Here is a 25,539-nt window from a genome sequence, read left to right on the forward strand (position 1 = left end):
CTCGCTACCAGCTCCCCCAGGCTTTTCGCAGGTAACCACGTCCTTCATCGGCTCAGGTGCCAGGGCATCCACCGTGTGCCCGTTCTATCTTGACCCCATTCAATCAAGAGCTCGCCTACAAAGGCATCGCTCCCTACCGCCCAGCTTTCATGATCCCCGCGCCATCCTCGCGAAGGCGCAACGAGAAGGATAACAGAGGGAGTAAAAGCTGTCAATACGTGGCCCCGAAAAGGCCCTACGGCTGCCCATTGTGGGCTCACGGGCCTAGCCCCACTGCTAGACCTGCCCGGGGCCAGGCGACCCTCTGCAGCCGCTCTTCAGGGGCTTTCTTCAGGCTTGCGCGTGCCCTCCTGGGCCAGCCGATGAGCGGAGTGCGGGCACAAACGCCTGCGCAAGGCTGGCGGTCAAATGCCAGCTTTTTGGGGGCCGGCAGGGTCTATCCTGGGGCTGGGGTAAGGGTGGCGGTATGGAGAAGAGCGGGCCTGGTTTCAATCCCCTGGAGGCCACCTGTGGCTTGATGGTGGTCTGCACCGACCTGGAAGGCCGCTATACCTACGCCAACCAGGCCTACCTGGCCCATACTGGGTTGAAAGCACCCCCTATAGGCGCCTTGGTACTGGAGCACGTGGCGGCAGAGGACCTTCCCCGGGTGATGGATACCGTGAGGCGGGCCCTGGAGCACCCGGGACAGGCTTTTTGGGTGGAGTTTGGCAGGCCCCTGCGGCGGGCTTGGAACCGCAGCCGCTGGGAGTTGGTGGCGGTCTGTGACGGGTCAGGTAACCCGGTGGGCCTGCAGTGGATGGGCTACGACATCAGCGATGTCTACCGCCGGGAGCGTTTTCAGGAGGCCTCGCTTGGGCTTCTGTCTGCTGGTCTAAGGGAGAGCCTTTGCGCCAAGGAGGTGCTTAGGCGGGCCCTGGACGCTGCGCTGGAGGTGGTGCCGGTAGCCCAGGCTGGCAGCGCCACCCTGCTGTACCCCGACGGGCAATTTCACTTTGTGGCGGCACGAGGCTATGACCTGGCCGCGCTCGAGCGGGTGCACTTACACCCTGGAGAGCCGCTTTCCCTCAGCCGGCACATCCAGGCTAGGGTCTTTACCCAGGCGGATATAGCCGCTTTCAATGCCCGGCTTGACCCCGAGCGGCGGGCGCTGCTTGAGGGGCCGGGCCGTTCCAGGGAGATCCAGGCCATGCTGGCCACCCCGGTGGTGGTGGGAGGGCAGCCGCGGGCCTACCTCTACCTCGACCACTTCCAGCGCCCTGATGCCTTTGACGAACTGGACCTGCGCCACCTAGAGGGGCTGGCTTACCACGTGGCCTGGCTGCTCTACGGAGAGGAGCTGCGTTTTGGCCACTACCACCACCCTGAGACGGGGCTGGCCAACCTGCGCAGCCTGAGGGAGTGGCTCCTGCGGCTACCGCCTGCCCACCGGGCCTTGGTGGCGTTGCGCTGCCGATCGCTGGAGCGGCTGCGGCGGTTGGAAGGGGAGAGGGCCCACCTTGCTGCGCTGCAGGAGGTGGCCCGGACCATCCAGGCCAACCTGCGGTCTTCCGACCGGCTGGCCTGGGAGGAGGGTACCTTTTGGCTGTTGCTGGAAGGGGTGACGGGGGCTGGGGAGGTCTATGCGGTGCTGGGGCGGTTGCGGACCGAGGTGGAGGCTGCGTTGGCTAAGCGCTGGCCTCAGCTTGACTTCAACACGCGGGCTGGGGCGGCCCTGGCTGGGCCCGGCGTGCTCCCCCTCGAGCTGCTCTGTGCCGCCGAGCTAGCCCTGGAGCAGAACCCCCGGCCTGGCCGGGTGTACTTTTTTGACCCCGACCTGGCCCGCCAGACCCGCGAAACCGATGCCCTGCGCGGCGCCCTGGTCCGGTCCCTGCGCCACCTGCCGGACCCACCGGAGGGCTTCACCCTGCACTACCAGCCCGTTTTCCATCTGGTCGAGCGTCGGCTGCGCCACCTCGAGGCCCTGTTGCGCTGGAACCACCCTGGGTTGGGGCAGGTCTCCCCGGGAAGGTTTCTGCCGCTGGTCGAGGAGGAGGGGTGGATGTCCGAGCTGGGCGACTGGGTTCTTGGGGTGGCGGTGGAGCAGGCGGCCCGCTGGGGGGTTGCGGTGGCGGTGAACCTGGCTGGGGGCCAGCTAGAACCAGGTTTCCCCGACCGGGTGGCGGGCCACCTGGCTCGCCACCAGCTCCCCCCAGGGCGGCTGATCTTTGAGGTCACCGAGGGCGTGGCCCTGGAAGAGATGGGTCTGGAGGTGCTTCGGACCCTGGCTGAGCGGGGGCATCCGCTGCACCTGGACGACTTCGGCTCGGGCTTGTCTTCCCTCGAGCGAATCGTGCGCCTGCCCTTTGCGGCAATCAAACTGGGCCAGGGCTTTATGGCCAGCCTGGGCTCCCTTCCCGAACCTCACTCCCCCCAGGCCCGTTTGCTCCACGCGCTGCGGGGTTTGGCCGAGGGCTTGGGTCTGGAGATCATCGTGGAGGGTATTGAGACCCAGGGCCAGCTGGAGTTTCTCCTGGCCGAGGGCTTTGTTCTGGGCCAAGGCTATCTGCTGGGGCGGCCTCGAGCCCACTATGCCGAAGCCGAACTTCGGTGGCTTTGCCGAGGGAGTCCCTAGGGTTGCTACTTGAAGAGCCCCCCGGGGGCTTAGGATGTGAGGTATGAAGTGGGTGCCCCTGCAACTGCGCTACAACCTCAAGTACGCCGGGCGGCCAGCGGGCGAGCAGCGGATTGTGCTTGAGCCCCGACGGGAGGGTATTAAGCTCGTGCTCGAGGCCACCGTGGAACTCCCTCCTCCAAAAACCCGGCAGCGCTGGGAGAGCGAGCTGGATGCCCGTGGTTTGCCTCGGCGTTACCGGGAGCGGGTAGAGGGGAACGGGGCTAGGGTGATGGAGGTGGAGTTTTCCCGTGAGGACGGCCTGGTCACGGTAAGCCAGGGCAAAGAAGACCTGGCCATTCCCTACCTTACCGATATGCACGATCCGCTTTCCCTCATCCTGGCGCTGGGTAGGCTGAGGCTTCAGGTGGGGGAGGTGAAGCGGTTTGACCTGGTGGGGGGGCGGGTGTACGCTGAGCGGCTCCCCGACCAGCGGACGGAAGGGCAGGTTTTGTGGGTCTACCGGCTCCGCCCGGGGTTGAGCTTGCTCTACTTTGATGAGCAGGGCTATCCGGTGAGGCTGACCCAGAAGGTGGGGGAGCACGTGTTTGAGGTTGAGCGGGTGGCGGTGGAGGCCCAGGCTGGACTTCCCAGCCCCCAGCAGGAAACCCCTTCCCGGGTGGTGGCAGGGGAGCCGCCGAAAGAGCGCAGGGCGGCCTTCCGGCACCGTCGCCGCCGCAGGCGTTATGCATAGGGTATCCTGGATGAGGGTTGCTTTGGATGATTAAGAGCCCTGAGCAGGTACGCGAACACTTCAAAAACCGCCGGCTGACCGTGGAGTATGGCGATGCCCTGGAGACGGTTCGGCGCATCCTGCACCAGGTAGAGCGCGAGGGTGATGCTGCGCTCCACCGGATTAGCCAGGAGATTGACGGCTATCCGGTGGAGGAGATTCCCAAACGCGTCTGGCGTGAGGCTTACGAGGCCCTGGATGCCGGGCTTCGGGATGCTCTGGAGACGGCCAAGGAGCGCATAGAGGCCTTTTATCGCCGTGAACCCATGGGTGGTTTTCTGGAGGCCGGGCCAGACGGGGTATTGGGTCAGCTTGTGCGCCCTTTAGACCGGGTGGGGATATATGTGCCCGGAGGGTCGGCCCCGCTGCTCTCCACGGTGCTGATGACCGCAGTGCCAGCCAAGGTGGCGGGGGTGGGGGAGGTGGTGCTTGCCTCACCGCCCAAGGTCCATACGGGCATCCTGGCTGCGGCTTGGGTTGCGGGGGCCGATCGCCTTTTCGCCATGGGTGGGGCCCAGGCCATTGCCGCGCTGGCCTATGGCACCGAGACGGTGCCCCGGGTGGATAAGATAATGGGCCCTGGCAACCGCTATGTGGTGCTGGCCAAGCGCGAGGTCTATGGCCTGGTGGGCGTGGAGGGTCTGCCAGGGCCCACCGAGACCCTGATTATCGCCGATGCCTCTGCCGATCCCAAGCTGCTGGCTGCGGATATCCTGGCCCAGGCCGAGCACGGCCCCGACTCGGAGGCCTGGCTGCTTTCGGCCTACCGCGAGCTTTTGGAACGGGTGGCTGAGGAGCTGGAGCGCCAGCTCTCCGACCTGCCTCGCGCACCCATTGCCCGCGAGGCTTTGGCCCGAAGTGGGCTGGTGCTGGTGAGGGATATGGAGGAGGCGCTCGAGCTGGCCAATCTCTATGCCCCCGAGCACCTTTGCCTCTCCTTGCACGATCCTATGGCGGTGCTGGGCCAGGTGCGGAACGCGGGGGGGGTCTTCCTGGGCGAGCACTCCTGCGAGGCGCTGGGCGACTACATCGCCGGTCCCAGCCACGTGATGCCCACCTCCGGTACCGCTCGCTTCGGCGGGGGGCTTGCCCTGCGGGACTTCCTTAAGGTGATTCCGGTGGTGGGGCTTAGCCAGAAGGCGGTCCAGCACCTCGCTGCTTTGGGGGCCCGTATGGCCCGTGAGGAGGGGTTGGAGGCCCATGCGCGGGCCCTTGACCGTCGGTTGGAAGGCTGAGGCTGCACCGCCTAGCGAATGTAGAAGAAGGTTTCGGCCACGTCGCGCACCCTAGAACCGCTTTGCTCTATGTACAAAACCGTCTGGCGGTCCCAACCCTGGGCGGTGTAGCGACCCCGGAGGACCAGGCTTGGGGGATGGGGGGTATCCGTGTAGATGGCCCGTACCCGCTGGAGGCCCAAGGGAGGGCGCAGCTCATAGCGGTATCCGGGGGGGCCGGAGAGGAGATGGGTGCCCGCGCCTAGGAAAACCCGGTCAAACTCGTAGGCTACCCCGTCGGCGTCCAGGGCGGCCAGGGTTACGTACCCGGCGCGGCTTAGGCTTATGAGGAAGCGCACGCTTTCGCCCACCCGGTAACTGCCGCCTTCCCCCCGGTCGGGCTCGAATCGGGTGATGATGGGGCTAAGCTCGACCCCAAAGCGCAGCCCCACCGTGACCGAGCGGGGCACACAGGCGGTCAGGAGGCCAAGAAGGAGCACCAAGGCTATGGTCCGCATGGCCCCATTTTAGCCTTTGCTAATCCCTATCTGTTTTAGGGGAGCCTAAGCCCGCCTTAGGGGAGCGAAGCTCCGGCGGTGCTCGGGGCAGGGGCCCAGCCTCCGCAACGCGGCCCGGTGCTCGGGGGTGCCGTAGCCCTTATTCCGGTCAAAGCCGTATCCGGGGTAGCGCAGCTCGAGGGCTTGCATGTAGCGGTCGCGGGCCACTTTAGCCAGGATGCTGGCTGCAGCCACGCTGGGACTCCTTTGGTCAGCCTTGGGAGGGCTGCGGAAGTAGGAGGGGGCTTCGGCGTAGTCCCGCCATGCCTTCAGGTGCAGGTAGTCGGTCAGAAGGGCATGGGGCTTGGGATGGAGCTGCGCCAGGGCCCGCAAGGCGGCCCGGTGGGTGGCCTCGAGGATGCCTAGCTGGTCTACCTCGGCGGCTTCCGCCCAGCCTATTCCAAAGGCCAAGGCGGTTCGCCGGGCGAGGACCTCCAGAGCCTCCCGCTGGGCTGGAGAGAGGGCCTTGGAGTCGGCGAAGGGGTAGGGGCCGGGCCCCGGCAGGATGACCGCGGCCGCCACCACCGGTCCGGCCCAGGCGCCTCGCCCGGCCTCGTCTACGCCGGCCACCCGTAGGCCCATTGCCCACCATTCGGCTTCCAGGGGGGGTTCCATGGCACGCCCGTTATTTTTGGGCAAATGGGGTTGTTGAGGGAAGGGGCTCTTTTGGGTTTCCAGAATGCTTTGGGGTGTTAGATTGTTCTGAGGCGATGCTCCGCGGTATGAACCCCTACGCCACGATGGAGGTGGATGACCCCCTCGAGGGCTTGCGCCTTCGCGTTACCCTGTGGCTTCTGCCCATGGGGGCGGTGGCTGCCCTGGCAGCCTGGGGTTTTTCCGTGGTCGCAGGGGTGCTCAACCCCTTGGACCGGGTTTTGCTGTGGCCAATGGCGCTGGGGTTCGTGGCGCTTGAGGTCTACCTGTGGCGCAATCCCCAGCGCATTCGCCAGGTTTGGAAGGCTGCCTTGGCCCTCCTTGCGGTCTATGAGTTGAGCGTGGTGTACTACGAGGCGGCCTTTTTCCTCTACAGGCGCGATGGGATATCCCCGGCCTTGCTCTGGTTCCCCATGGTCTACCTCACGGCCTTTGTGCTCCTGAACCGACGGCAGGCCTTTCGCTTCTCCCTCTCTTACCTGGCCCTGGGGCTTCTGCTGGGGGGGGCAGGGCTTCTGTCCAGCCCGGTGATCAACCCCACCGCCCTCAACACCGCGCTGCAGTTCGTTCTCTCCAACCTGGCCTATCTGATGTTGCTCTATGTCTTCGCCTCCTTGCGCCGCCACTACGCCCAGATGCACCAGATGGCCCACACCGACCCGCTGACCAACCTGACCAACCGGCGGGCCATGCAGGGGCGCCTTGAGGCGGAGTTGGAGCGGGCTCAGCGTTACCGGCGCCCTTTTGCACTGCTCTTGGCCGACATAGATCACTTCAAGCAGATCAACGACACCTACGGCCACCCGGTGGGCGACCAGGTGTTGCGGGAGGTGGCAGCCCGTATGCAGCAGCACCTGCGGGAGAGCGACGCCCTGGCCAGGTGGGGTGGGGAGGAGTTCCTGATCCTAGCCCCGGAGACCGAGCTGGGGCCAGCCCAGGGGCTTGCCCAGCGGCTTCTGGAGGCGGTGCGGCAGGCTCCCCTGGCTGGGGTTCCGGTGAGCCTGAGCATCGGCGTGGCCGCCTACCGCTTAGGGGATACCGTCGCGGCCCTGCTGAGCCGGGTAGACGAGGCCATGTACCGGGCCAAGGCTTTGGGGCGCAACCGGGTGGTCGCAGAGGATGCGCCTGAGGACATAATTCCTGCGCACTGGCCTGGTGAGGGAGGGGCAGGGGGGTAAGCTATGTCCATGTGGCTCGAGCCCGACCCCTCCGAACTGCGCGACCCCCACGGCTACAGCCTCAAGTGGCATTTCCACCCGCCTGATGTCCTGCCCCTTTGGGTAGCCGATATGGACTTTCCCATCGCTGAGGCGATCGCTGAGGCAGTCAGGGAGAGGTTGCGCTGGCGGGTAGGCTACCCCCCGGCTTCTGGGGATAGGGCCTTGTTGGAGCGGATTGTGGAGCACCAGGCCAGCCACGGCCTGCTGGGGCTCAGCCCGGAGAACCTTCTGCTGACCAGCTCGGTGGTACCGGGCATCTACGCCAGCGTGCTGGCCCTGACCAGCCCGGGCGATGAGGTGATTACCCAGGTGCCGGTCTACCCCCCTTTTTTGAACGCCCTGGAGGAGCACCGTCGGCTGGCCCAGTTCAGCCCCCTGGAGCCCACCCCAAAGAGCTGGGCGATAGACTTTGACCACCTGGAGCGCCTGGTAACCCCCCGCACCCGGCTGCTCATGCTGTGCAACCCGCAAAACCCCACCGGCCGGGTATTCCGTCGGGAGGAGCTGGAACGGCTGGCCGAGTTTGCCCTGCGGCACCGGCTTTGGGTGATGTCCGATGAGCTTTGGGCAGATCTGGTCTTTGAGGGAAAGCACATTCCCATTGCCTCCATAGACCGCGAGATTGCCATGCGCACCGTGACCCTGAGCGGTCCCTGCAAGACCTACAACACCGCTGGGCTGGGCGGAGGGGTGGCCATCAGCCACAACCGCCAACTCCTCTCGGCCCTTTCCCAAGCCCTGAGGGGTTTGGGTGGGCACCCCAATGTGCTGGCCATGGCGGCTTGGCGGGCAGCTTTGGAGCGGGCCCAGGACTGGCTCAGGGAGGTGCGGAGCTACTTGGAGGGCAATCGCGACTACCTGACGACCTTTTTGCGCTCCAGGCTGCCTCAGGTGGGCTACCGCCCGCCTGAGGGCACCTACCTGGCCTGGCTGGACTTTCGGGCTGTGCTGGGCGAGCGGGCGCATGCGGTGATGCTCGAGCAGGCCCGCCTGGGCCTGAGCGACGGCAGGGCTTTTGGGGGGTACGCGGGCTGGCTCAGGCTTAACTTCGCTACCGGGCGTACCCTGCTCAAGGAGGCGCTGGAGCGGATGGAGCGGCTGGTTGGCGCCTTGCGCTAGGGGGTGGGGTAGACCTATGCGGGTGGCCTTTGTCGCGTCTGAGGCTTTTCCCTTCGCCAAAGTGGGCGGTCTGGCCGACGTGGTCGGTAGTCTTCCACAGGCCCTGAAGAGGCTGGGGCTCGAGGTCACCATCTTTCTGCCCTGGTACTGGGGCATTGAGGGCTACTACGTGGGGGAGGTCTGGTTCAGCTTTGCGGGCCAACGGGAGAAGGCGGGCCTCGGCCACGTGGAGCACCGGGGAGTGCGGTATGTCCTGGTTGGGCTGGGCGATTTTGCTCGTGAACGGCCCTACGGCTACCCCGACGATTTCCGCCGCTTTGTGCGCTTTGCCCTGGCCACCGCCGAGCTGGTGCGGGGGTTTGAAATCGTCCACGCCCACGACTGGCAGGCTGCCCTCCTGCCCCTCCTGCGCAACCTGGGCTGGTTCCAGGGCCGCACCGTCTACACCATCCACAACCTGGCCTACCAAGGGGTCTGGAATTCTCACGAGTTCTACGCCTGGACGGGCCTGCCGGGTGAGACCTACTACGGGGCTGGCCTCGAGCACCACGGCTCGATCAACCTGATGAAGGCGGGGATTGTGAACGCCGATGCGGTGACCACCGTCTCGCCCCGCTATGCCTGGGAGATCACCACCCCCGAGGGGGGCGAGGGACTGGATGGGGTGCTTCGGGCCCACCAGGGGAAGCTCCGGGGCATCCTCAACGGGCTTGATACGGAATACTGGAACCCTGCCGCTGACCCCTACCTGAAGCACCCCTACGATGCGGATAATTTTGCCGGAAAGGCCCTCAACCGCAAGGAGCTGCTGGCCGAGCTGGGCCTGGAGGACCGGCCGACCCTGGGGCTGGTCTCGCGCTTCGCCTACCAGAAGGGCATTGACCTGGTGGTCGAGGCCGTGGACGGGCTGATGGACCTCGGGGTCAACCTGGCTGTGCTGGGCAGCGGGGACGCGGGCCTCGAGCGCACCTTTAGCTGGCTGGCAGAACGCCTGAAGGGGCGGCTGGCCTACGTTCAGGGCTACCACGAGGCGCTGGCCCACCGCATCTATGCCGGCTCGGATGGCTTTCTGATGCCCTCCCGCTTTGAGCCCTGTGGCCTGGCCCAGCTCATCGCCATGCGCTACGGGACCCCTCCCATCGTGCGGGCGGTGGGGGGGCTTTTGGATACGGTGCAGCATTGGGAGACGGGCTTTATGTTTGATACCCCGGATGTCGGTGGGGTTTTGCACGGGGTGCGGGAGTTCCTGAAGCACCCCGACCGCGAGAGTGTGGCGAAAAAGGCGATGAGAAAGGACTTTTCCTGGGATGGCCCGGCTCGCGCGTACCTGGCGCTCTATCGGGAGCTGGCCGGTTAGGTCTGCAGAGCGAGCCTCACCAGCCGCTCGAGCAACGCGGGGTAGGCCAGGCCTGAGGCTTGCCAGAGCCTGGGGTACATGCTGGTGGGGGTAAAACCGGGTAGGGTGTTGAGCTCGTTGAGGTAGAGCTTCCCTTCGGGGGATAGGAAGAAGTCCACCCGCGCCATACCCCGCACCCCCAGCAGGCGGTAGGCCGCCACAGCGAGGGCCTGGATCTCCTGGGCAGTCTCGGGGGGGATGGGGGCGGGCAGGTGAAGCTGGGCCCGGCCTGGGGTGTACTTGGTCTCGTAGTCGTAGAACGCCGATGCGTAGCTGACCTCGCCCACCACGCTGGTTTGGACTTCCCGGTTGCCCAGGAGGGCCACCTCGAGCTCTCGTACCCCCTCTACCCCCTGCTCCACCAAGGCCTTGCAGTCCCAGGTGAAGGCCTCGGCCAGCGCCCGGGGTAGTCCGCTGGGGTCCCAGACCTTGGATATGCCCACCGAGGAACCGGTGTTGGCTGGTTTGACAAAGTAAGGGGGAGGGAAGGGAGGAGAGGGCAAGGGGTCGCCCTTGTGGCAGGTAATCCAGGGCACCACCGGGATTCCAGCCTGCTGCAGGACCCGCTTGGTCAGGTCCTTGTCCATGCAGATTCCCGAGCTGACCACCCCAGCTCCCACATAGGGTTTGCCCAAAAGCTCCAAAAACCCCTGTAGGGTTCCATCCTCACCCCACCGCCCATGGATGAGCGGGAAGACCACGTCGTAGCGCTCCCAGGGGATGGGTGGGGGAAAGGGGTGGAGGCCCCGTTCAGCCGCGCCCTTGGTTAGGGCCTCTTGGGCCTCTTCCCCGAGCAGCCATCGCCCGTCCTTGGCCATCACCGCGAGGCCAGTGGGGTGGGGCATGGCCGCCCGTACCCCCCGGGCCGAGGAGAGGGAGACCTCATGCTCCCCCGGAGGACCCCCGGCGATGAGCAAAATGCGCAATTGACTCACGATGTGTATTGTATCAGCCCGGCGAGCCCTGGGTTACACTGGGCCTATGAGCTGGTTTGCGGTATTCCTGGCTTTGCTGGTGCTGATCGGGCTTTTTGGCCTGGTCAACTACTGGGGCTACCGGCGGGTGGAACGGGCCCAGCAGGCCTGGTTCCGCCAGGTGCTAGGGGAGGGGGTGGAGCTAGAGGATTTTTTGGCCCGGTCCCCCTACGAGTATCGGCCCCTCAAAGGCAGCAAGGCCTACGGGATTTTGGACAAGCGCACCGGCCAGGAGGTCCACCAGGCCAAGACCCCCGAAGAAGCCGAGGCCTGGATCGTGCTCCAGACCCTGGCCGAAGAGGGAAGGCTACCCGTCCGAAGCTAAGAAGGGTTGGCAACGAGGGCAGAAGTGGGTGCCCCGCCCACCCAGGGCTATCCGGGTGATCTGGCCACCGCAGCCTCGCCGGGGGCAAGGCTGGCCAGCTCGGTTGTAGGCCTTGTGCTGAAGCTGGAAGTAGCCGGGTTTTCCGTCGGGCTGGCGGTAGCTCTGATCGGAAAGGGTGGAGCCTCCAGCAGCCACGGCCTCCTCCAGCACCAGGCGGATGGCACGGTAAAGCCGCCTGACCTCGGCAGGGCCTAGGGTGTGGGCCGGTTGGGCTGGGTGGATGCGGCTTTGCCAAAGGGCCTCGTCGGCATAGATGTTGCCCAGCCCTGCCACCACCTCCTGGGCCAGCAGCACCTCCTTTATCCTTCGGCGGGTTTGCCTGAGGGCTTGCTGGAAGCCCCTTAGGGTGAAGTCCGAAGAGAGGGGTTCGGGGCCCATCCGCCCCAGCAGGCCAATCTCCCGGTACTCGCCGGTCCGCACCACCCACCATCTCCCGAAGCGGCGGGGGTCGGTGTAGTAGAGGGTCTGTCCGGAAAGGCTTAGGGTGAGGCGGGTGTGGGGGTCGGGGGTGAAGCGGAAGCCGCCGCTCATTCCCAAATGGACGACGGCCTCTCTCCCTTCCTCGAGCCCCAAAATCAGAAACTTCCCCCGCCGCGCCAGGTACTCCACCCTGCGGCCCTCAGCCCAGTGGGTCCGGCGGTAGCGGGTAGGGTCTTGGTGCAGAATGCGCAGGACCTTCTGGCCCAGCAGGAGCGGTTCTAGGATGCGGCGGGTGGTCTCCACCTCGGGGAGCTCAGGCATGGCCCCAGTTTTCCAGAAGCGGCATGGAAACTCTACTCTGCCCGCCGTTGGGCTTGGGGCCTCTCCAGGGCGCGGCGGCACTCCCGGAAGACGTACAGCGCAAGCACCGAAAAGGGAACCTCCTGTGCTAGGGCCTCCTGCACTGCGAAGTAGCGCGCGGGGTCTGCGGCCCGCACGCTGGGGGCCAGCTCCTGCCACAGCTTGAGCAGGGCTTCCCGGCTGTTGGGGGGGGCTTGCTCAAATCGGCGCAGTGGGTTGGCGGTAGGTTTCAAAGACAGCAGGACGGGTTGAGCGGCCTTCATTATGTTCTAAGATAGGGCCACCTGGTTTTTCCAATCGTGGGCTGGACTAAGCACCTACCCGGTGCCGCACCCCCAGCAGGCTGGGCAGCTCCACCTCCAAGGGGCGTTCTTCCAGGGAGAAGGCCTGGCGCATGTGGATGGGGTCGGCGGTGTTGCCCCGCTTAAGCTGACGGTACTGGTCAAGGGTGATGGGGCTGAAGGGCAGGGGCGAGATCAGCGGTACCAGCCTGTCCATGAGGGCCAGGGGGATGGAGAGGAGGGGTTTTTTGGAGCCCAGCGTGTCCCGCACCAGCAGCAGGAGTTCGCGTAGGGTATACTCCTTGGGGCCTACCAGGTTGTAGCTTCGGTATGCGGTAGAGGAACGCTCCAGCGCTTGGGCAAAGGCTGCGGCCACATCCCCCACCCAGATGGGGCGGAAGACAAAGCTCCCATCGCCAATCAGGGGGATGAAGGGCAGGGGTGCAGCCACCAAACCCCGGAGAATCTTGCCGAAAAACTCGTCCCCTTGGCCAAAGATGAGGCTTGGCCGCAGGATGGTCCAGTCGAGGCCGGAGGACTGCACCAGCTCCTCCCCTTCGGCTTTGGTCTCAAAGTAGCGAATTCCGGTGCCCCGGGAGGCCCCCAGGGCCGACATGTGCACAAAGCGGCGCAGGCCTGCCCTCTGGGCGGCCCGCAGGCTGTGGCGCACCCCCTCCACGTGAGCTTGGCGGAAGGTCTGGTCGCCCCGCTCACGGATGATGCCCACCAGGTAGATGAGGGCCTCCTGGCCCGCTGCCGCCTCGTCCAGCCCCTCCCCTCGAGCCGCATCGGCCACCACGTAGCGTACCCCGGCCACCGGTCCCTCGCCCCGGCGCGAAGCCACCGTGACCTGGTGGCCCTGGGCGATGAGGAAGCGGGCCAGGTGGCTGCCCACGTAGCCGCTGCCGCCCACCAAAAGCACCTTCATGCACTTCCCTCCTGTGGAGGCCTCTTTGGGTCAGCGGTGGTTCTCGGGGCCCGGCGGCCAAACCCCCTGAGTTTTTGGGTCTGCGGGGTTTGGGTTTCCCTTGGGGGGTCGTGCGGGGTGGGCGCCGGGCTGGCCGGCTCCCCTAGACCGCCTGCAGCATCCGGCTTTCGGCCTCCAGCTCCAGCCGCCTGCGGTCCACCAGGTAGATGCGCCGGTAGCCGGTGTCCAGGATGCCCTCGTGGCGCAGGTCGGAGAGCAGCTTGCTCACCGACTCGCGGGTAGAGGCGGTGGCGTCGGCAATCTCCTCATGGCTGGCGGTGACGTAGGCACCCCGCTCGTCCTGGCCTTTGGCCGCAGTGGAGGCCAGGTAGAGCAGGTAGCGGCAGATTCGGCTGCGAAGCTCACCCCACTGCAGGTGGGTCTCGTAGGCCTGGACCTGCACCATCTGGCTGGCCAGGTTGGCGGCCAGCGCCCGGAGCTCCTCGCTGGAGAGGGTCCTGGGGTCTACCGCGTAAGCAGCGGCCTCGGTGAGGGCCTCGGCGGTGTAGCGGTACTGCCGCTCGGAGAGGGCTTCCTCACCGAAGTAGTCTCCCGGCAGCACGTGCCGCAGGGTGAGCTGCCGTCCGTCCGGGAGGATCTCCACGATCCGCACCAAGCCCCGCTCGAGCTGGTAGATGGCCTCGGCGCGGTCGCCGGCCCGGTAGATGACCTCTTTCCTACGTACCTTCTTCATACGGCCTCCTTTGGCTTCCTGTGCTCACCAGAGTCCCTCCTGCTTGAGCGCTTGCGAAAGGGCTTCAACCAGCTTCCGAGGATCGTTGCCCAGGTACTGGGCCCCGAGGCGTTCCACCAGCCTGGGCTGGCTGGCCGCGGCCCGCCCCCCCACCACCACCAGCGGGGCCAGATGGGCCAGGGCCCCCGAGGGCAGCGCCTCTAGGGCCGCAGGCTGGGCGGCCGAGAGGACGATGGCCTTGGCCCCGGTGCGTTCGGCGAAGGAGCGCAGGTCAGAGAGGGGGGTGTTGGGCCCCAGGTAGTGCACGGTGTACCCCGCCCGTCTCAGAAAAAGAGCGGTGATCAGGCTGCCCAGCTCGTGCTGTTCGCCCGGAAGGGTGGAGACCACTACCCCAGGTCCCAGCGAGCCCCCCATCAGGTTGAAAAGCCCCTGCAGAAACCCCCGCAAGAAGGTGCTGGCGAAGTGTTCTTGGGCCGTGCTGACCCGGCCGGTGTGCCAGCCGTCCCCGATTCGCTGCAGGCAGGGAGAGATGACCTCCAGGACCACGGCCTCCAGCGGGTGCAGGCGGTAGGCCTCTGAAAGCACCCGCTCGGCGCTCTCGGCATCGGCTCGCAGCAAGGCCTCCTCCAGCTCCCGGGAAAGCTGCTCGGGCGGACGGGGGCCCTCTTGGGTCAGGCCCTCCAGGTAGCGGCGCACAGCCTGGGCTGGGGTGATTCCCTGGGCGATCCAACGTTTGATCTGCTGCAGGGCCTCGAGGTCGGTCTCGCTGTAGAGGCGGTGCCCACCGGGCGAACGCTCCGGGCGGGGAAAGCCGTAGCGGCGCTCCCACTGCCGCAACAGCGCGGCGGAGAGCCCGGTCCGCTCCTCCACTTCCGCGATGGTGTACACCCCCAGCTCCTTGCGCATAAAGGCCCTCTTGTTGAAAAACAGGGTAGCAGGTTGTATAACTTACGTCAAGGTTTTCCGGGCGTTCCGTATATGGATTGTAAAAGTTTAGGAATGGTTCCAGCATGTGTCCCTCGCCCCCTCCACCCTCCCTGGCTTCGTGGGTCAACCGCTGCCCCCTGACGGCCTGGGGGTACGAGCTCTGGCGGGCTCGAGCGCTCAGCCTGCTTTCGGGGCGGAGCTTCCCCCTAGAAGAGGAGCTCGCCCTGATGTGTCGGGCCTTGGCCCCGGTTGAGGGTGGGGTTTTCCTGGACCTAGGGGCCTCCACCGGGCTTTACGCCCGGGCCTTGCTGCGGGCGGGAGCGGCCCGGGTTTACGCCCTGGACTATGCTCCGACCATGCTCCGGATGGCGGTCCGCAAGGCCCGAAGGCACCCTGGGCTGGTACCCCTGCTGGCCTACGCCGAGGCCATACCCCTACCCGACGCCGTTTTGGATGGGGTGGCGGTAGGGGGGACCTGGAACGAGTTTTCCCATCCGGAGAGGGTCGTCCAGGAGCTGTACCGGGTGCTGCGGCCGGGAGGGCGGCTTTGGGTGATGTTCGCCCACCGCACGGAAAGCCCATTGCAGGGCCTGCTGGAGCGCGCTGGGCTGCGCTTTCCCACCCTTTGGGGGCTCCGGGCGTTGCTGGAGGGGGAGGGGTTTGGGGTGGAGGGCTGGCGCGAGGCCTCGGTGGGATTTGTGGTGGGGACAAAGGTTGCCCGTAGGGAGGGGCAACATGCTGACGATAAATCCTAGGGGATAGGGGAGGATGTGGCCATGGAACCCAACTGGCAGGCGGTATCGGGGATTATTCGTCGTCACTCGGCCACCTTCTACTACGGCAGTCTGCTCTTTCGCGGGGAGGCCCGCAAGGGGGCCTGGGCGGTCTACGCGGCCTGCCGTGTAGGTGACAACGCCGTGGACGAGTCGGAAAACCCCGCTGAAGACCTCGAGGCCTGGTGGGCTGGGGTGGAGCGGGCCTATGGGGGAGCCCCGCAGGGGAATTGGGAGGTGGCTTTGGCCTGGGCGCTGGAGCGCTGGGACATACCCAAGGAGGCCTTTGCCGATATGCGGGAGGGCTTTCGCACCGACCTCCACCCGGTGCGCATGGCCACCCTGGAGGAGCTCTACACCTACTGCTACCGCGTGGCCGGGACTGTGGGGCTGATGATCGCCCCCATCGGCGGGGCTGGTCCGGAGGGGCGCGTGGCCGCTGTTCGGCTTGGTCAGGCCATGCAGCTTACCAACTGCCTGCGCGATGTGGGGGAGGACCTGGCCTTGGGACGGGTCTATCTGCCCGCCGACTGGATGGCCCGCTACGGGGTTGGTCTGGAGGAGCTCTGCCAGGGCAGGGTGAGTCCCCGGTATGTGCGGCTTATGCGGGCGCTGGCTGCGGAGGCCCGCCGGCTTTACCGGGAGGGGCTTTCGGGCCTGAAGTACCTCAAGACCGGGCGGGCGGCGGTGGCGCTGGCGGCTTTGCAGTACCAGGGGATTTTGGACAAGCTCGAGCTCATCGGCTGGGACAACCTTTCCCGGCGGGCCACCCTCTCAGCTTACGAGAGGGTGCGGCTCCTGCCGCGGGCCCTGTGGCTCAGGGTCTGAGCCCCGGTATGATGCTGGGGTATGCCGGACCTGGATGTGGCGGTGGTGGGCGCGGGGCACAACGCCCTGGTCGCAGCGGCCTACCTAGCCCGGGCGGGCTACCGGGTGGGGGTCTTTGAACGGCGGGGGGTGCCCGGGGGGGCGGTTTCCACCCTGGATTACCAGGGTTTTCGCTTCGACCTGGGGGGCAGCGCCCACATCCTGATCCGCCTTACCCCGATTCCCGAGGAGCTCGAGCTGGGTCGGTATGGGCTCGAGTATATCGAGCTTGACCCCCTCTTCCACTGCTCCGATGGCCAGGAAAGCTGGTTTATCTGGCGCAGTGTGGAGCAGACCGTTGCCGAGCTGGAGGCCCGCTACCCCGGGCAGGGCGAGGCCTACTCGCGCTTCGTGAGGGACTGGCTCCCCTTTGCCCAGGCGGTGAAGGAGGCCTTCATGGCTTCGCCGAGCCCCCTCAACCTGGGGCGCAAGCTGCTGCTGGGGGCGGGGTTTGGTCGGGAGTGGCGGCGGCGGCTGCCTTGGATTTTGCGGCCCTACGGGGAGTTGGCGCGGGCCTACTTCAGCGAGGAGCGGGTGCGGGCGCCTTTGGTCTGGATGGCCGCCCAGTCGGGCCCGCCGCCCACCGAGCCGCTCTCCGGGCCTTTTCTCCTCTGGCACCCCCTTTACCACCTGAGCGGGGTGGCCCGGCCTCGGGGGGGGTCAGGGGGGCTGTCGCAGGCCCTGGTGCGGGCCATAGAGGCCCATGGGGGGCGGATATACCTGGAGAGCCCGGTGCGCGCGGTGTTGCTTGAGGGGAGTAGGGCTGTGGGGCTGCGGCTGGGGGATGGCCAGACCGTTTCCGCGCGGGCGGTGCTGGCTGGGGCCCATATCCAGAAAACCCTCGAGCTGCTGCCCCCTGAGCGGGTGCCGGAGGAGGCTCGGGGTTTGCGGGTGGGCAACGGCTTTGGCATGGTGTTGCGGCTGGGCCTTTCCCAGAAGCTGCGCTACCGGACCTGCCCAGAGGACAAGGCGAGGGTGGGGCTGGGCCTTTTGATTACGGGCGAACCGCAGCTGGACCGGGCCTATGGCGACTACCTGGCCGGGGAACCTACCCGCGACCCTCCCCTGGTGGCCATGAGCTTCAGCGCGGTGGACGATACCCTGGCCCCCGCCGGAGGTGAGACGCTTTGGCTCTGGGCCCAGTACTACCCCTACCGCCTGGCCCGGGGGAGCTGGGAGGAGCGGGCGGGGGAGGCTCGGGAGGCCATCCTGCGGAGCTTTGAGCGCCACGACCCGGAGGTGCGCCACAAGATTGTGGCTGAGCTGGTGCAGACCCCGCTTTGGCTCGAGCGGGAGTTCGCCATGCCCAGCGCCAACGTGATGCACCTGGAGATGGGCCCCGACCAGATGTTCATGCTTCGCCCGTGGCTGGGGGCCTCCGGCTACCGCTTCCCGGGCGTCAGGGGGCTTTACCTCACCGGGGCCAGCACCCACCCGGGCGGGGGAATCATGGGGGCCAGTGGCCGGAACGCGGCCCGGGTGCTCTTGACCGACCTGAGCCGGCGGCGGCTTTGACCCTTGTGTGCAGGCCTGGGAAGCTGCCATTGGCTTCGGACGGACCTTAGGGCCCGCTGGTCAAAGCGCACAGCCAGCCCGGACCGCTTCTGATACCCTCAGAAGGGCGCAGCCAGGCTGCGAGAGGGTGGAGGTTTGTTGGAAGCCAGGGATAAATCCGCTCGGCAAACCGGTTTTGAGCCCCGGGAAGACGCTCAAAACCCCGGGCTCCTCGCCGCTTTGGGGGAAGCGGCCCGCGCTCTCCTGGAGAACCAGGAATCTACCGGGGCCCTTAGGGCCGCCCTGAGGGCGCTGGCCCGGGGTCTGGGGGTGCCCTGGGCCTATGCCCGGGGGCCGGCCCTCCTCGGGCCGGTCTGGGTATCGCTGGAGGGGGACCTTCCCCCAGACCTGGGCGGTTTGGTGGAAAACCTCTCCTCCCCTCTGGCGCTGGAGCAGGGTCCGGATGGTCTGGGGGGCTTGCTGGTCCTGCCGCTGGCCGGAGGGGGCCTGCTGGCCTTTGCGGACCGGCGGCCTCGGCGCTGGAGCTCGGAGGAACAGGGCTACATAAGGACAGCGGGGGCGCTGCTTTGGGGGTTCATGAGAGCAGAGGAGCTCCGGCAGTACCTCGAGCTCCTCTTCAGACTGGGCCAGGGTCTTTCGGCGGAGCTGGATGGACCTGGGGTTTTCCGCTACTGCGTGGAGGTTGTTGCGGAAACCTTCGGCTACAACCTGGTCTCCATATACCTGAGGGAAGGCGACGAGCTGGTTCTGCAGCACCAGGTGGGCTATACCCAGTGGCTCGAGCGGCTGCCCATCGGAAACGGGGTGATGGCCCGCTGCGTGCGCTCAGGGCGGCCGGTGTTGGTGGAGGACGCTGCGCAGGACCCGGATTTCATTTACCCCATGCCGGGTATTCTCTCCGATGTGGCGGTTCCCCTCAAAGTAGATGGGGAGGCCGTAGGGGTGCTCAACGTGGAGAGCACCACCCGCAGGCTGGGCCCCGGTGACCTGGAGCTCCTGAAGCTGGTGGGCCGGGCTTTGAGTCTGTTCCTCGAGCGGGACCTGGCGCTGCGCCGTCTGGTCTCCACCCAGGCCGAAAACACCTGGCTTTCCCAGGAGACCCGTGCCCAGGCCCGCCGTTTGGGGCTCTTGTACGCCCTCTCGCGCCGGCTGCTTTCGGTGCAGGGCGCGGACGAGGCCACCCGGCTTTTCGTGGAGGAGCTTCACAGCAGCTTTGGCTACGGCCTGGTGGCGGTCTACTACCAAGAGGGCAGGGTCCTGGTGGCCCGCCACCACCGGGGCTACTACCTGAACCACCCCCGCATCCCGCTGGGCCAGGGGGTGACCAGCCGATGCTACCTTTCAGGGCATTCCATCTTGCTGCAAAACCCCACCCAGGACCCCGACTTCCTGGTGGTGAACGAGCGGGTCTGCTCGGCGCTGTTCGTTCCCCTTCGCGTGAGGGGAGAGGTGGTGGGTACGGTGAATGTGGAGGAGGAGAAGCGGCCTTTAGACAGGGCCGACCTGGAGCTGGTAGAGGCCGCCGCCGCCCTGTTGCAGGCCACCTTAGAGCGCCTTCAGACCCTAAACTCCCTGGCCCAGAGCGAGCAGCGCTTCCGCACCCTGGTTGAGCACCTGCCCCTGGGGCTCCTGCTCTTTGACCCGGGCTCCTTGGAGATACACTACGCCAACCCCAAGATGCACGAGCTTTTGGGGGTAAAGGACCTTCGGGGGGTGTCCATGGCCCAGCTTTGGACCGGCGAGAACACCCACCGCGCCTTGGCCCGGGTGGAGCGGCTGCGCCGGGGAGAACCGGAGCTTCCCTGGGTGGAGCAGCCCCTGCACAGGGCGGGCGGGGGCTTGCTGGAGGCCGAGACCACCGGCCTCGCCCTGCCCCAGGAGGGCCTGATTCTCAGCATTGTGCGGGATATCTCTGAGCGGAAGGCTGCGGAACGGCGCATGGAGTTCCTGGCTTTCCACGACCCGCTCACCGGCCTGCTCAACCGGGCGGGGTTGGTGCGCCAGGCCGAGGCCCTGCTGCGGCCTGGGGGGGCGGCCACGCTCCTGTACATAGACCTGAACGAGACCAAGATGATCAACGATGCCTACGGCCATCTGGCTGGCGACGAGCTCATACGGCAGGTGGCCGAGAGGCTGCAGAGGTTGCCGCTCGCGCTGGTGGCCCGGGTGGGCGGGGACGAGTTTGTCCTCCTGCTGGAGGGCCAGCCACCCGTGGAGGAGCTGGGTCGGATGCTCCGGGTGGTTCTGGAGGCTCCTATCTGGGTGGCCGACCGGGAGTTGCACGTTACCCTGAGCGCGGGTGCGGCCCGCTACCCCGAGCACGGCACAGACCTGTCAGAGCTGATGCGGGCCGCGGATGTGGCCATGTACCAGGCCAAGCGCAGCGGCCGCCTCTGGTTGGGGTACACCCCTGAGCTGGACCAGGGCCTCAGGTCGCGCCTGGAGGCCCTGCAGAGGCTCAGGGGGGCCCTGAAGAAAAGGCAGATTCGGCCCTACTTTCAGCCCATCGTGGACCTGAGGAGCGGCCGCCCCTGGGGCCTGGAGGCGCTGGCCCGCTGGGTAGGGGAGGGACTGCTGCCAGAGCTTTTCATCCCGCTGGCCGAGGAGTCCGGGCTGATTCACCGGCTCGACCGGCTGGTCCTGTACCAGGCGGTTCGCCTCACCGCCTCACGGGAGGAGCAGCTGAGCCTGAACCTCTCGCCCCGCAGCTTGCTGGAAGATAGCCTGCTCCGCTGGTTGGAGCGGGTACTGGCCAAGTGGGGGTTTCCCGTCCGCCGGTTGTGGCTCGAGGTCACCGAAAACGTCCTGATGGACAGCCCCCTGCGGGAGCGGCTTGGGGCCCTCAAGGAGATGGGCCTGAACGTCGCCCTGGACGACTTCGGAAGCGGCTACTCCTCGCTGTCCTACCTGAGCGAGCTGCCCATTGACCTCATCAAAATCGACCGCCGCTTTACCGCGGGCATTGGGAGGAGCTCAAGGAGCGAGGCGGTTTTGCGCAGCGTGGTAGCCCTGGCTCAAAACCTGGGGCTGCTCTGCTTGGCGGAGGGTGTTGAGCTCCCAGAGCAGAGGGAGTGGCTCCAGGAGGCGGGCTGCACCCTGGGCCAGGGGTACCTGTTCGGCCCGCCCCAGGCTTTGGAGGGGTGAGCCTTTCAGAAACTGAGCACCGCTTCAATGACCGCTTCCACTTGAGCCTCCTCTAAAAAGGGGTGCATGGGTAAGCTCAGCACCTCCCGGGCCGCGGCTTCGGCGACGGGAAGGCTGCCCTCCTTGGCCAGGTGCCGGTAGGCTGGCTGCAGGTGAGCGGGGAGGGGGTAGTGCACGCTACTGCCGATGCCCCGGGCCCGCAGATGCTCCGCCAGCCGGTCCCGCTCGGGGTGGCGCACGGTGTACTGGTGGTAGACGTGGTGGGCGTAGGGCATCTCGCAGGGGGTGAGGAGGTGGTGTTTCAGGGCCTCGGTGTAGCGGTTTGCGATGGCCCGGCGGCGGGCGTTCCAGCCCTCTAGGTAGGGTAGCTTGACCCGCAGGATGGCGGCTTGAAGGGCGTCGAGCCTCGAGGTGTACCCCAGGGCCCGCACGTGCTGGTAGCGCAGCTTGGAGCCGTGGGCAGTGAGCAGCCGGGCTTCCTCAGCCAGGTTGGGGTCGTTGGTGGCGATGAAGCCTCCGTCGCCGTAGGCCCCCAGGTTCTTGCTGGGGTAGAGGCTGAAGGCCCCGGCCCGGCCCAGGGTGCCGGCCATTCGGGCCTGGCCCTCTTCCAGGTAGCGGGCCCCAACGGCCTGGGCGGCGTCCTCCAGGACCAAAAGCCCGTGCTTTTGGGCAAAGGCCAGAATCTCTCCCATGGGGGCTACCTGCCCGTAGAGGTGCACCGGCAGGATGGCCTTGGTTCGGGGTGAGAGGGCTTCCTCTAGAAGGGCGGGGTTCAGGTTGTACGTCTGGGGCTCAATATCCACCAGCACCGGCCGGGCCCCCACGTGCAGGATGGCCTCGAGGGTGGCGATGAAGGTGAAGGGGGTGGTGATGACCTCGTCCCCGGGCCCTACCCCTGCGGCCCGCAGGGCCAGGATGAGGGCGTCGGTTCCGGAAGCGCAGCTCACCACCTGGGTTACCCCCAGGTAGGCCGCCAGCTCGCCCTCCAGCGCGGCCACCTCGGGGCCACCCACGAAGCCTCCGGAGAGGAGGACCCGCTCTATGGCCGCATCGATCTCGTCTTTGAGTTCTTGATATTCGCGCTTTAGGTCAAGGATGGGTACCATTCAGTGCACCTCTAGGTTGCTGAGCGCTGTGTTGAGGGGCAGCTACCGGTAAACTCCCCGCCCCAGCCAGAGCCCCACCCCTGCCCCCAGCAGGTTGGCCCCCCAGGCCGCCAGGGCCGGGTGGAGGGGCCCGGTCAGGGCCACCACCTTGCCGACGCTGAAGGCCACGTAGTAGGCGATGGTGAGAACCAGGGCCAGGGCCAGGGCGGTGCCGGGGCTGCTGGCCCGGTGCACGGCTACCGGCAGCGCCAACACCAGCACCAGCAGGTTGGCCAGGGCCAGGGCCACTCCGGCGTGCCACTGGGCCAGGGCCTCGCGCCGCTCGGCTGGAGGGGTGGTGGGGTCCTGCAGCTTGCGCCACCAGCTCGAGAGAGCCACTGGCGTCTCAAAGCCGCCGCCCGCGTACTGGGCCTCCAGGTCCTCGCGGCTTTGGGATAGGCGTACGGTAAGCTCGGCTCCTGGGGCCCCGATGTTCTGGGCCCGGAAGACCTCACGCAGGTAGGCCTCAGCCTCGGGCAGGGTGGTGAAGTCGGGGATGGGCAGGCGGGCGAAGTCCAGGGTGAAGACCCGGTAGTCGCGGAAGACCAGGCTCTGGCCGGTGAGGCGGGCGCTTTGGGCCAGGATAACGGTCTGGGTCTGGCCCTGCCAACGCTCCAGCCGAACCTGCTGCAGTTCGTCCTTCTCTGGGTCGAAGCCCTCGAAGCGAAGCACGTACGCTCCCACCGCCAGTTCCCGCCCGACCAGGCGGAATTGCGCGGTGCGCTCGGGAACTAGCTCATTCCAGTAGACCAGGATGGTGGCCCGGTTGGCCCAGGGCACCACCCATTCCGAAAGGGCCAGCGAGGCCCCGCTCAGGGCCAGCCCCCCCAGGAGAAAGACCCGGGCCGCCCGCAGGAGCGGGACACCTCCGGCCTGCATCACCATAAGCTCGTTTTCTCTGGCCAACCGACCAAAGGCCAGCATAACCGAGAGCAGCGCGGCGATCGGCAGAGCCTGGACTGTAGCGTAGGGCACCTGTAGGGCCAGCCACTTGAGGACACCCAGGGCTTCGGCGGTGCCCAGCCACTGGGCCCGGGGCAGCAGGTTGCTCAGGAGGCCGAAGCCCACATAGAGCAGCAACCCAAACAGGAAGACGGGAAAGGCTTCGCGCAGGATGTAGCGGTCGAGGAGGGTCATCGGATTTCCAAACCTAGGGTGAACTTTCCGCTCGAGACCTCGTCGGGGTGCTGGGCGATGCGGACCTCCTGGTAGCCTAGCCGCCAGACGAAGCAGCAGTCAGCGTAGCGCAATTCGAGGCCGAAGCGGCTCACGCCTTGCCGCAGGAAATCATACCCAAGAAGGGGGCTCAGGCTCAGCTCGTGGGTGCAGGTGAGGGGGGATGGGGTAAACCCCAGGACCAGCTCCCGCCGCTCCCAGTCGCTTCGGCCGTTGCTGGTGGTCTTTCCCACGCACTCAACACAGAAGTTGTAGCGCATCCACAGCTCGCCGTAGTCCTGCTGGTAGCCAAGCCGCAGACTGCCCTGGGTTTGGGCTTTGAGGAAGTCGCGCTCGGCTTGGAGCTCGAGCCCGGGGAACTCCAGCCTGCCGAAGAGCCGGTGGACAGCCCCGCGCCGCTCGAGCCAGAAGCGGCCCAGGCCCAACTCGGCGCTCCAGCTGTAGCCTAGGTGCAGGGTGAATGCCCCTTCGTAGCGCCCCTCCACCTGCCCTCCGTAGGCCAGGTACCTGGGGGCCTGGTCGTACAGGGTGAAGACCCCGAAGGGTTCTAGGCTCAGGCGGAAAGGGCCCTCCTTCAAGCCTAGGGTGTAGCGCAGCTCGGTCCCTGCGGCCAGGCCCTGCACCTGGGTGGCGGGGGTGCCGTCCTGCCAGTCTTGGGCTACCCAGCCGAAGGGGGTAAAGGCCAGGCCCCCCCAGCTGTAACCCTGCCGCAGCCCAAAGGCATAGCGGCCTGCTGCGCTGTCGTGCACAAAGAATAGAGGGCCGTCCACCACCTCCCCCAGGCTGGTGAAGCCGCTGGCCTTGACGTCAAGCTGGAGGCTGGCTCGACGTTGCTTTTCCCGTGCGGATAGGCCCAGGCGCAGCACCGGGTCGGGGCTGCCTAGGCGTAGGGCCAGCAGGGTGAGCCGGCTAGAGAACCGCCGGGGGCCGGGGAGGGGGAACCCGTTCAGCCCCAGGTTGAGCCCCTGGTCAAAGTCGAAGCGGAAGGGCGCGGATAGGGCCTCCCCGGCCTCGGTAAGGCCCAGGCTCTCCCCCAGGGACTGGCTGGGGTTGATGGTGAGCGCCTCAAAGCGGGCTAGGCCAAGGCGGTAGACCTCGAGCCGGCTTTCCTCCAGCACCGCCTCGCCGGTCTGGGTGTTGAACACCAGGCTTTGGGAGAGCAGCCGCAGGTCTTCCCCGCAGCGGCAGGTGGTGGCCCGCACCCCCGAGGCCCGCAGGGTCTGGCCCCTAACCCAGGCCTCCTCTGCCCAGAAGCGGTAGCGGGGGGTTTCCACCTCTACATCCTGCGCGGTGAGTTCCCCGCTAGCCTGGTCGTAGCGCAGGCTGGGGGCCCGCAGGGTCAGGCCCCGGGTCTCCAGGCAAGCCCCGTCGGTGAAGAGGGCCACCTCGCCGTCAAACTCGAGGTTTCCCCCGCCCGCTAAGCCCTCTGCGGTTTCAAGGGTATAGGGCTGCTCGCGGCAGGGAACAGCCCAGCCCAGGCCGAACAAGGGTATTGCGAGGGGCATGAGGGCCCACAGATTTCTCTTTTTGAGCCTCCACACGCCCTACAGTCTATCGGCATAGGGGCGCAGCCGGTTCAGGATTTCCACGGGAACCCGCGTACTGGCCCGCACCCGGCCCTCGGCGAAGCTCAGCAACAGCGTGCTGTCGGGCCGGTTACCGCGCAGGGTGGTGGCCCCGTCGCGGAAGCTGAAGTTGCCCAGCACCAGGGCCAGGTTTTGGGAGGTGTCCACGACCACGACGCTGGCCTCTAGGTAGGGCTCGCTCGAGCGCACCTCCCCCTTGAGCACCAGCACATCCTCCTTCAGAAGAAGCCCCTGCTGGGCGCTCAGACCCCGGATTTCCTTGGAGCTGAAGCGCACCCCGTTTAGCCGCAGGGTATCGGGTTTTTGCAGGTACTCTAGGCTCGAGGCGCTGAAGTCGCCCTCCCTTGACCTCAGGGTAGCCCCCTGGGCCCTAATGAACTCCCCTTCCTTGTACTGGATGTAGCGGGCCTCCAGCACCAGGCCACTCCTGTTGTCGGTGATGGTGCCACCGCTGGGCAGGGTGTAGACCCCGGTGCTCACGTCCAGCTCGGAGCTGCCCCGGGGCCTTACCTCAAAGCCCGCGAACCTCGAGGCCAGACCAAAGAGCGCTAGGGGAACCAGCAGGAGCAACGCACGTCGCATGGGACCATGCTAGGGGCCCTTGGCATGAACGGCATGAGGGATGGCTCAACACAGGTCCACCGGTCAGGGCTAGCATGAGGGGTGAGGCCAAAGAGGGTGGAAGGGGCGCTCCCTGCGGCGTGGGGCATCGAGCCCCCTGGAAGACCACCCACTTCACGCTCCGGCCCACCGTTTGGGCGGTGCGGGTTGGGCCATGC

General features: G+C 66.7%; 23 protein-coding genes and 1 rRNA gene. 11 read left to right on the top strand and 13 right to left on the bottom strand.

Annotated elements, in window-relative coordinates; translation table 11 throughout:
• Window positions 1-95, bottom strand: a 23S ribosomal RNA gene (locus NZ849_RS06745); the annotation flags it as partial.
• A 371-nt stretch (window positions 96-466) separates the two neighbouring features.
• On the opposite strand from NZ849_RS06745, the gene NZ849_RS06750 reads away from it, so the two are divergent.
• The 3 genes from NZ849_RS06750 to hisD are packed head-to-tail and all read left to right on the top strand — an operon-like array spanning window position 467 to window position 4,621.
• Complete coding sequence (locus NZ849_RS06750; protein ID WP_295405568.1) at window positions 467-2,614, top strand: EAL domain-containing protein; 2,148 nt, start codon at window positions 467-469, stop codon at window positions 2,612-2,614.
• A gap of 43 nt (window positions 2,615-2,657) precedes the next feature.
• Entirely contained in the window at window positions 2,658-3,347 is a 690-nt protein-coding gene (locus tag NZ849_RS06755; RefSeq protein WP_295405569.1) for a DUF3108 domain-containing protein, read from the top strand.
• A 26-nt stretch (window positions 3,348-3,373) separates the two neighbouring features.
• Window positions 3,374-4,621: a histidinol dehydrogenase gene (hisD, locus tag NZ849_RS06760; protein WP_295405571.1), complete on the top strand. Its 1,248-nt coding sequence runs from the start codon at window positions 3,374-3,376 to the stop codon at window positions 4,619-4,621.
• Between the two features lie 11 nt (window positions 4,622-4,632).
• Here hisD and NZ849_RS06765 read toward each other — a convergent pair whose 3' ends face one another.
• Window positions 4,633-5,118, bottom strand: coding sequence for a DUF4384 domain-containing protein (locus NZ849_RS06765; protein ID WP_295405573.1), 486 nt, complete (start codon window positions 5,116-5,118; stop codon window positions 4,633-4,635).
• Window positions 5,119-5,163: 45 nt separating this feature from the next.
• Window positions 5,164-5,772, bottom strand: coding sequence for a ribonuclease HII (locus NZ849_RS06770; protein ID WP_295405575.1), 609 nt, complete (start codon window positions 5,770-5,772; stop codon window positions 5,164-5,166).
• 107 nt (window positions 5,773-5,879) lie between these two features.
• Here NZ849_RS06770 and NZ849_RS06775 point away from each other — a divergent pair, with 107 nt between their 5' ends.
• Genes NZ849_RS06775 through NZ849_RS06785 form a run of 3 tightly spaced genes read left to right on the top strand, consistent with a single transcriptional unit; the run spans window position 5,880 to window position 9,507 of the window.
• Complete coding sequence (locus NZ849_RS06775; RefSeq protein WP_295405577.1) at window positions 5,880-6,989, top strand: GGDEF domain-containing protein; 1,110 nt, start codon at window positions 5,880-5,882, stop codon at window positions 6,987-6,989.
• Between the two features lie 9 nt (window positions 6,990-6,998).
• On the top strand, window positions 6,999-8,150 hold the full coding sequence (locus NZ849_RS06780) for a MalY/PatB family protein (RefSeq protein WP_295405580.1): 1,152 nt from the start codon (window positions 6,999-7,001) through the stop codon (window positions 8,148-8,150).
• A 16-nt stretch (window positions 8,151-8,166) separates the two neighbouring features.
• Complete coding sequence (locus NZ849_RS06785; RefSeq protein ID WP_295405582.1) at window positions 8,167-9,507, top strand: glycogen synthase; 1,341 nt, start codon at window positions 8,167-8,169, stop codon at window positions 9,505-9,507.
• Here NZ849_RS06785 and NZ849_RS06790 read toward each other — a convergent pair.
• Window positions 9,504-10,472 (bottom strand): D-alanine--D-alanine ligase family protein, encoded by a 969-nt coding sequence (locus tag NZ849_RS06790; RefSeq protein ID WP_295405616.1) that lies wholly within the window; start codon window positions 10,470-10,472, stop codon window positions 9,504-9,506. The two genes, NZ849_RS06785 and NZ849_RS06790, sit on opposite strands and share 4 nt — an antisense overlap.
• Before the next feature lie 55 nt (window positions 10,473-10,527).
• Between NZ849_RS06790 and NZ849_RS06795 the strand changes: the two genes are divergently transcribed.
• Entirely contained in the window at window positions 10,528-10,845 is a 318-nt protein-coding gene (locus NZ849_RS06795; protein ID WP_295405584.1) for a hypothetical protein, read from the top strand.
• Here the strand turns inward: NZ849_RS06795 and NZ849_RS06800 are convergent.
• From NZ849_RS06800 to NZ849_RS06820, 5 genes are all read right to left on the bottom strand, one after another.
• Complete coding sequence (locus NZ849_RS06800) at window positions 10,828-11,646, bottom strand: DNA-formamidopyrimidine glycosylase (protein ID WP_295405586.1); 819 nt, start codon at window positions 11,644-11,646, stop codon at window positions 10,828-10,830. The two genes, NZ849_RS06795 and NZ849_RS06800, sit on opposite strands and share 18 nt — an antisense overlap.
• A 32-nt stretch (window positions 11,647-11,678) precedes the next feature.
• Window positions 11,679-11,948: a hypothetical protein gene (locus NZ849_RS06805; RefSeq protein ID WP_295387609.1), complete on the bottom strand. Its 270-nt coding sequence runs from the start codon at window positions 11,946-11,948 to the stop codon at window positions 11,679-11,681.
• A gap of 46 nt (window positions 11,949-11,994) precedes the next feature.
• Window positions 11,995-12,894 carry a complex I NDUFA9 subunit family protein gene (locus NZ849_RS06810; RefSeq protein ID WP_295387611.1) on the bottom strand — a complete coding sequence of 300 codons (900 nt, stop codon included), beginning with the start codon at window positions 12,892-12,894 and terminating at the stop codon, window positions 11,995-11,997.
• Window positions 12,895-13,036: 142 nt separating this feature from the next.
• The gene (locus NZ849_RS06815) at window positions 13,037-13,627 is read right to left on the bottom strand and encodes a cyclic nucleotide-binding domain-containing protein (protein ID WP_295387614.1); all 591 of its coding nucleotides are present in this window, start codon (window positions 13,625-13,627) and stop codon (window positions 13,037-13,039) included.
• Window positions 13,628-13,651: 24 nt separating this feature from the next.
• On the bottom strand, window positions 13,652-14,533 hold the full coding sequence (locus tag NZ849_RS06820) for a MerR family transcriptional regulator (RefSeq protein WP_295387617.1): 882 nt from the start codon (window positions 14,531-14,533) through the stop codon (window positions 13,652-13,654).
• Window positions 14,534-14,637: 104 nt separating this feature from the next.
• Here NZ849_RS06820 and NZ849_RS06825 point away from each other — a divergent pair, with 104 nt between their 5' ends.
• From NZ849_RS06825 to NZ849_RS06840, 4 genes are all read left to right on the top strand, one after another.
• On the top strand, window positions 14,638-15,309 hold the full coding sequence (locus NZ849_RS06825) for a class I SAM-dependent methyltransferase (RefSeq protein WP_295387619.1): 672 nt from the start codon (window positions 14,638-14,640) through the stop codon (window positions 15,307-15,309).
• A 21-nt stretch (window positions 15,310-15,330) separates the two neighbouring features.
• Window positions 15,331-16,155, top strand: coding sequence for a phytoene/squalene synthase family protein (locus NZ849_RS06830; RefSeq protein ID WP_295387620.1), 825 nt, complete (start codon window positions 15,331-15,333; stop codon window positions 16,153-16,155).
• Window positions 16,156-16,176: 21 nt separating this feature from the next.
• Complete coding sequence (locus NZ849_RS06835; RefSeq protein WP_295387623.1) at window positions 16,177-17,709, top strand: NAD(P)/FAD-dependent oxidoreductase; 1,533 nt, start codon at window positions 16,177-16,179, stop codon at window positions 17,707-17,709.
• A gap of 135 nt (window positions 17,710-17,844) precedes the next feature.
• Window positions 17,845-20,853: an EAL domain-containing protein gene (locus tag NZ849_RS06840; RefSeq protein ID WP_295405588.1), complete on the top strand. Its 3,009-nt coding sequence runs from the start codon at window positions 17,845-17,847 to the stop codon at window positions 20,851-20,853.
• Window positions 20,854-20,858: 5 nt separating this feature from the next.
• Here the strand turns inward: NZ849_RS06840 and NZ849_RS06845 are convergent, their stop codons facing one another.
• Genes NZ849_RS06845 through NZ849_RS06860 form a run of 4 tightly spaced genes read right to left on the bottom strand, consistent with a single transcriptional unit; the run spans window position 20,859 to window position 25,342 of the window.
• Window positions 20,859-21,959 (bottom strand): DegT/DnrJ/EryC1/StrS aminotransferase family protein, encoded by a 1,101-nt coding sequence (locus NZ849_RS06845; RefSeq protein ID WP_295387628.1) that lies wholly within the window; start codon window positions 21,957-21,959, stop codon window positions 20,859-20,861.
• 42 nt (window positions 21,960-22,001) lie between these two features.
• Entirely contained in the window at window positions 22,002-23,135 is a 1,134-nt protein-coding gene (locus tag NZ849_RS06850; protein WP_295405591.1) for an LptF/LptG family permease, read from the bottom strand.
• Window positions 23,132-24,715, bottom strand: coding sequence for a hypothetical protein (locus tag NZ849_RS06855; protein WP_295405593.1), 1,584 nt, complete (start codon window positions 24,713-24,715; stop codon window positions 23,132-23,134). Before NZ849_RS06855 ends, NZ849_RS06850 begins: the two co-directional genes overlap by 4 nt.
• A 3-nt stretch (window positions 24,716-24,718) precedes the next feature.
• Entirely contained in the window at window positions 24,719-25,342 is a 624-nt protein-coding gene (locus tag NZ849_RS06860; RefSeq protein ID WP_295405595.1) for a hypothetical protein, read from the bottom strand.
• Window positions 25,343-25,539 lie beyond the last annotated feature (197 nt).

This window comes from Meiothermus sp., assembly GCF_025060375.1.
Lineage (GTDB): Bacteria > Deinococcota > Deinococci > Deinococcales > Thermaceae > Meiothermus.

Coding starts and splice junctions, on each gene's coding strand:
- hisD (WP_295405571.1), top strand. CDS start 3,374: ATGATTAAGAGCCCTGAGCAGGTACGCGAACACTTCAAAAACCGCCGG.
- NZ849_RS06850 (WP_295405591.1), bottom strand. CDS start 23,135: ATGACCCTCCTCGACCGCTACATCCTGCGCGAAGCCTTTCCCGTCTTC.
- NZ849_RS06795 (WP_295405584.1), top strand. CDS start 10,528: ATGAGCTGGTTTGCGGTATTCCTGGCTTTGCTGGTGCTGATCGGGCTT.
- NZ849_RS06770 (WP_295405575.1), bottom strand. CDS start 5,772: ATGGAACCCCCCCTGGAAGCCGAATGGTGGGCAATGGGCCTACGGGTG.
- NZ849_RS06830 (WP_295387620.1), top strand. CDS start 15,331: ATGGAACCCAACTGGCAGGCGGTATCGGGGATTATTCGTCGTCACTCG.
- NZ849_RS06845 (WP_295387628.1), bottom strand. CDS start 21,959: ATGGTACCCATCCTTGACCTAAAGCGCGAATATCAAGAACTCAAAGAC.
- NZ849_RS06825 (WP_295387619.1), top strand. CDS start 14,638: ATGTGTCCCTCGCCCCCTCCACCCTCCCTGGCTTCGTGGGTCAACCGC.
- NZ849_RS06780 (WP_295405580.1), top strand. CDS start 6,999: ATGTGGCTCGAGCCCGACCCCTCCGAACTGCGCGACCCCCACGGCTAC.
- NZ849_RS06835 (WP_295387623.1), top strand. CDS start 16,177: ATGCCGGACCTGGATGTGGCGGTGGTGGGCGCGGGGCACAACGCCCTG.
- NZ849_RS06765 (WP_295405573.1), bottom strand. CDS start 5,118: ATGCGGACCATAGCCTTGGTGCTCCTTCTTGGCCTCCTGACCGCCTGT.
- NZ849_RS06775 (WP_295405577.1), top strand. CDS start 5,880: ATGAACCCCTACGCCACGATGGAGGTGGATGACCCCCTCGAGGGCTTG.
- NZ849_RS06805 (WP_295387609.1), bottom strand. CDS start 11,948: ATGAAGGCCGCTCAACCCGTCCTGCTGTCTTTGAAACCTACCGCCAAC.
- NZ849_RS06800 (WP_295405586.1), bottom strand. CDS start 11,646: ATGCCTGAGCTCCCCGAGGTGGAGACCACCCGCCGCATCCTAGAACCG.
- NZ849_RS06815 (WP_295387614.1), bottom strand. CDS start 13,627: ATGAAGAAGGTACGTAGGAAAGAGGTCATCTACCGGGCCGGCGACCGC.
- NZ849_RS06820 (WP_295387617.1), bottom strand. CDS start 14,533: ATGCGCAAGGAGCTGGGGGTGTACACCATCGCGGAAGTGGAGGAGCGG.
- NZ849_RS06810 (WP_295387611.1), bottom strand. CDS start 12,894: ATGAAGGTGCTTTTGGTGGGCGGCAGCGGCTACGTGGGCAGCCACCTG.
- NZ849_RS06750 (WP_295405568.1), top strand. CDS start 467: ATGGAGAAGAGCGGGCCTGGTTTCAATCCCCTGGAGGCCACCTGTGGC.
- NZ849_RS06785 (WP_295405582.1), top strand. CDS start 8,167: ATGCGGGTGGCCTTTGTCGCGTCTGAGGCTTTTCCCTTCGCCAAAGTG.
- NZ849_RS06860 (WP_295405595.1), bottom strand. CDS start 25,342: ATGCGACGTGCGTTGCTCCTGCTGGTTCCCCTAGCGCTCTTTGGTCTG.
- NZ849_RS06755 (WP_295405569.1), top strand. CDS start 2,658: ATGAAGTGGGTGCCCCTGCAACTGCGCTACAACCTCAAGTACGCCGGG.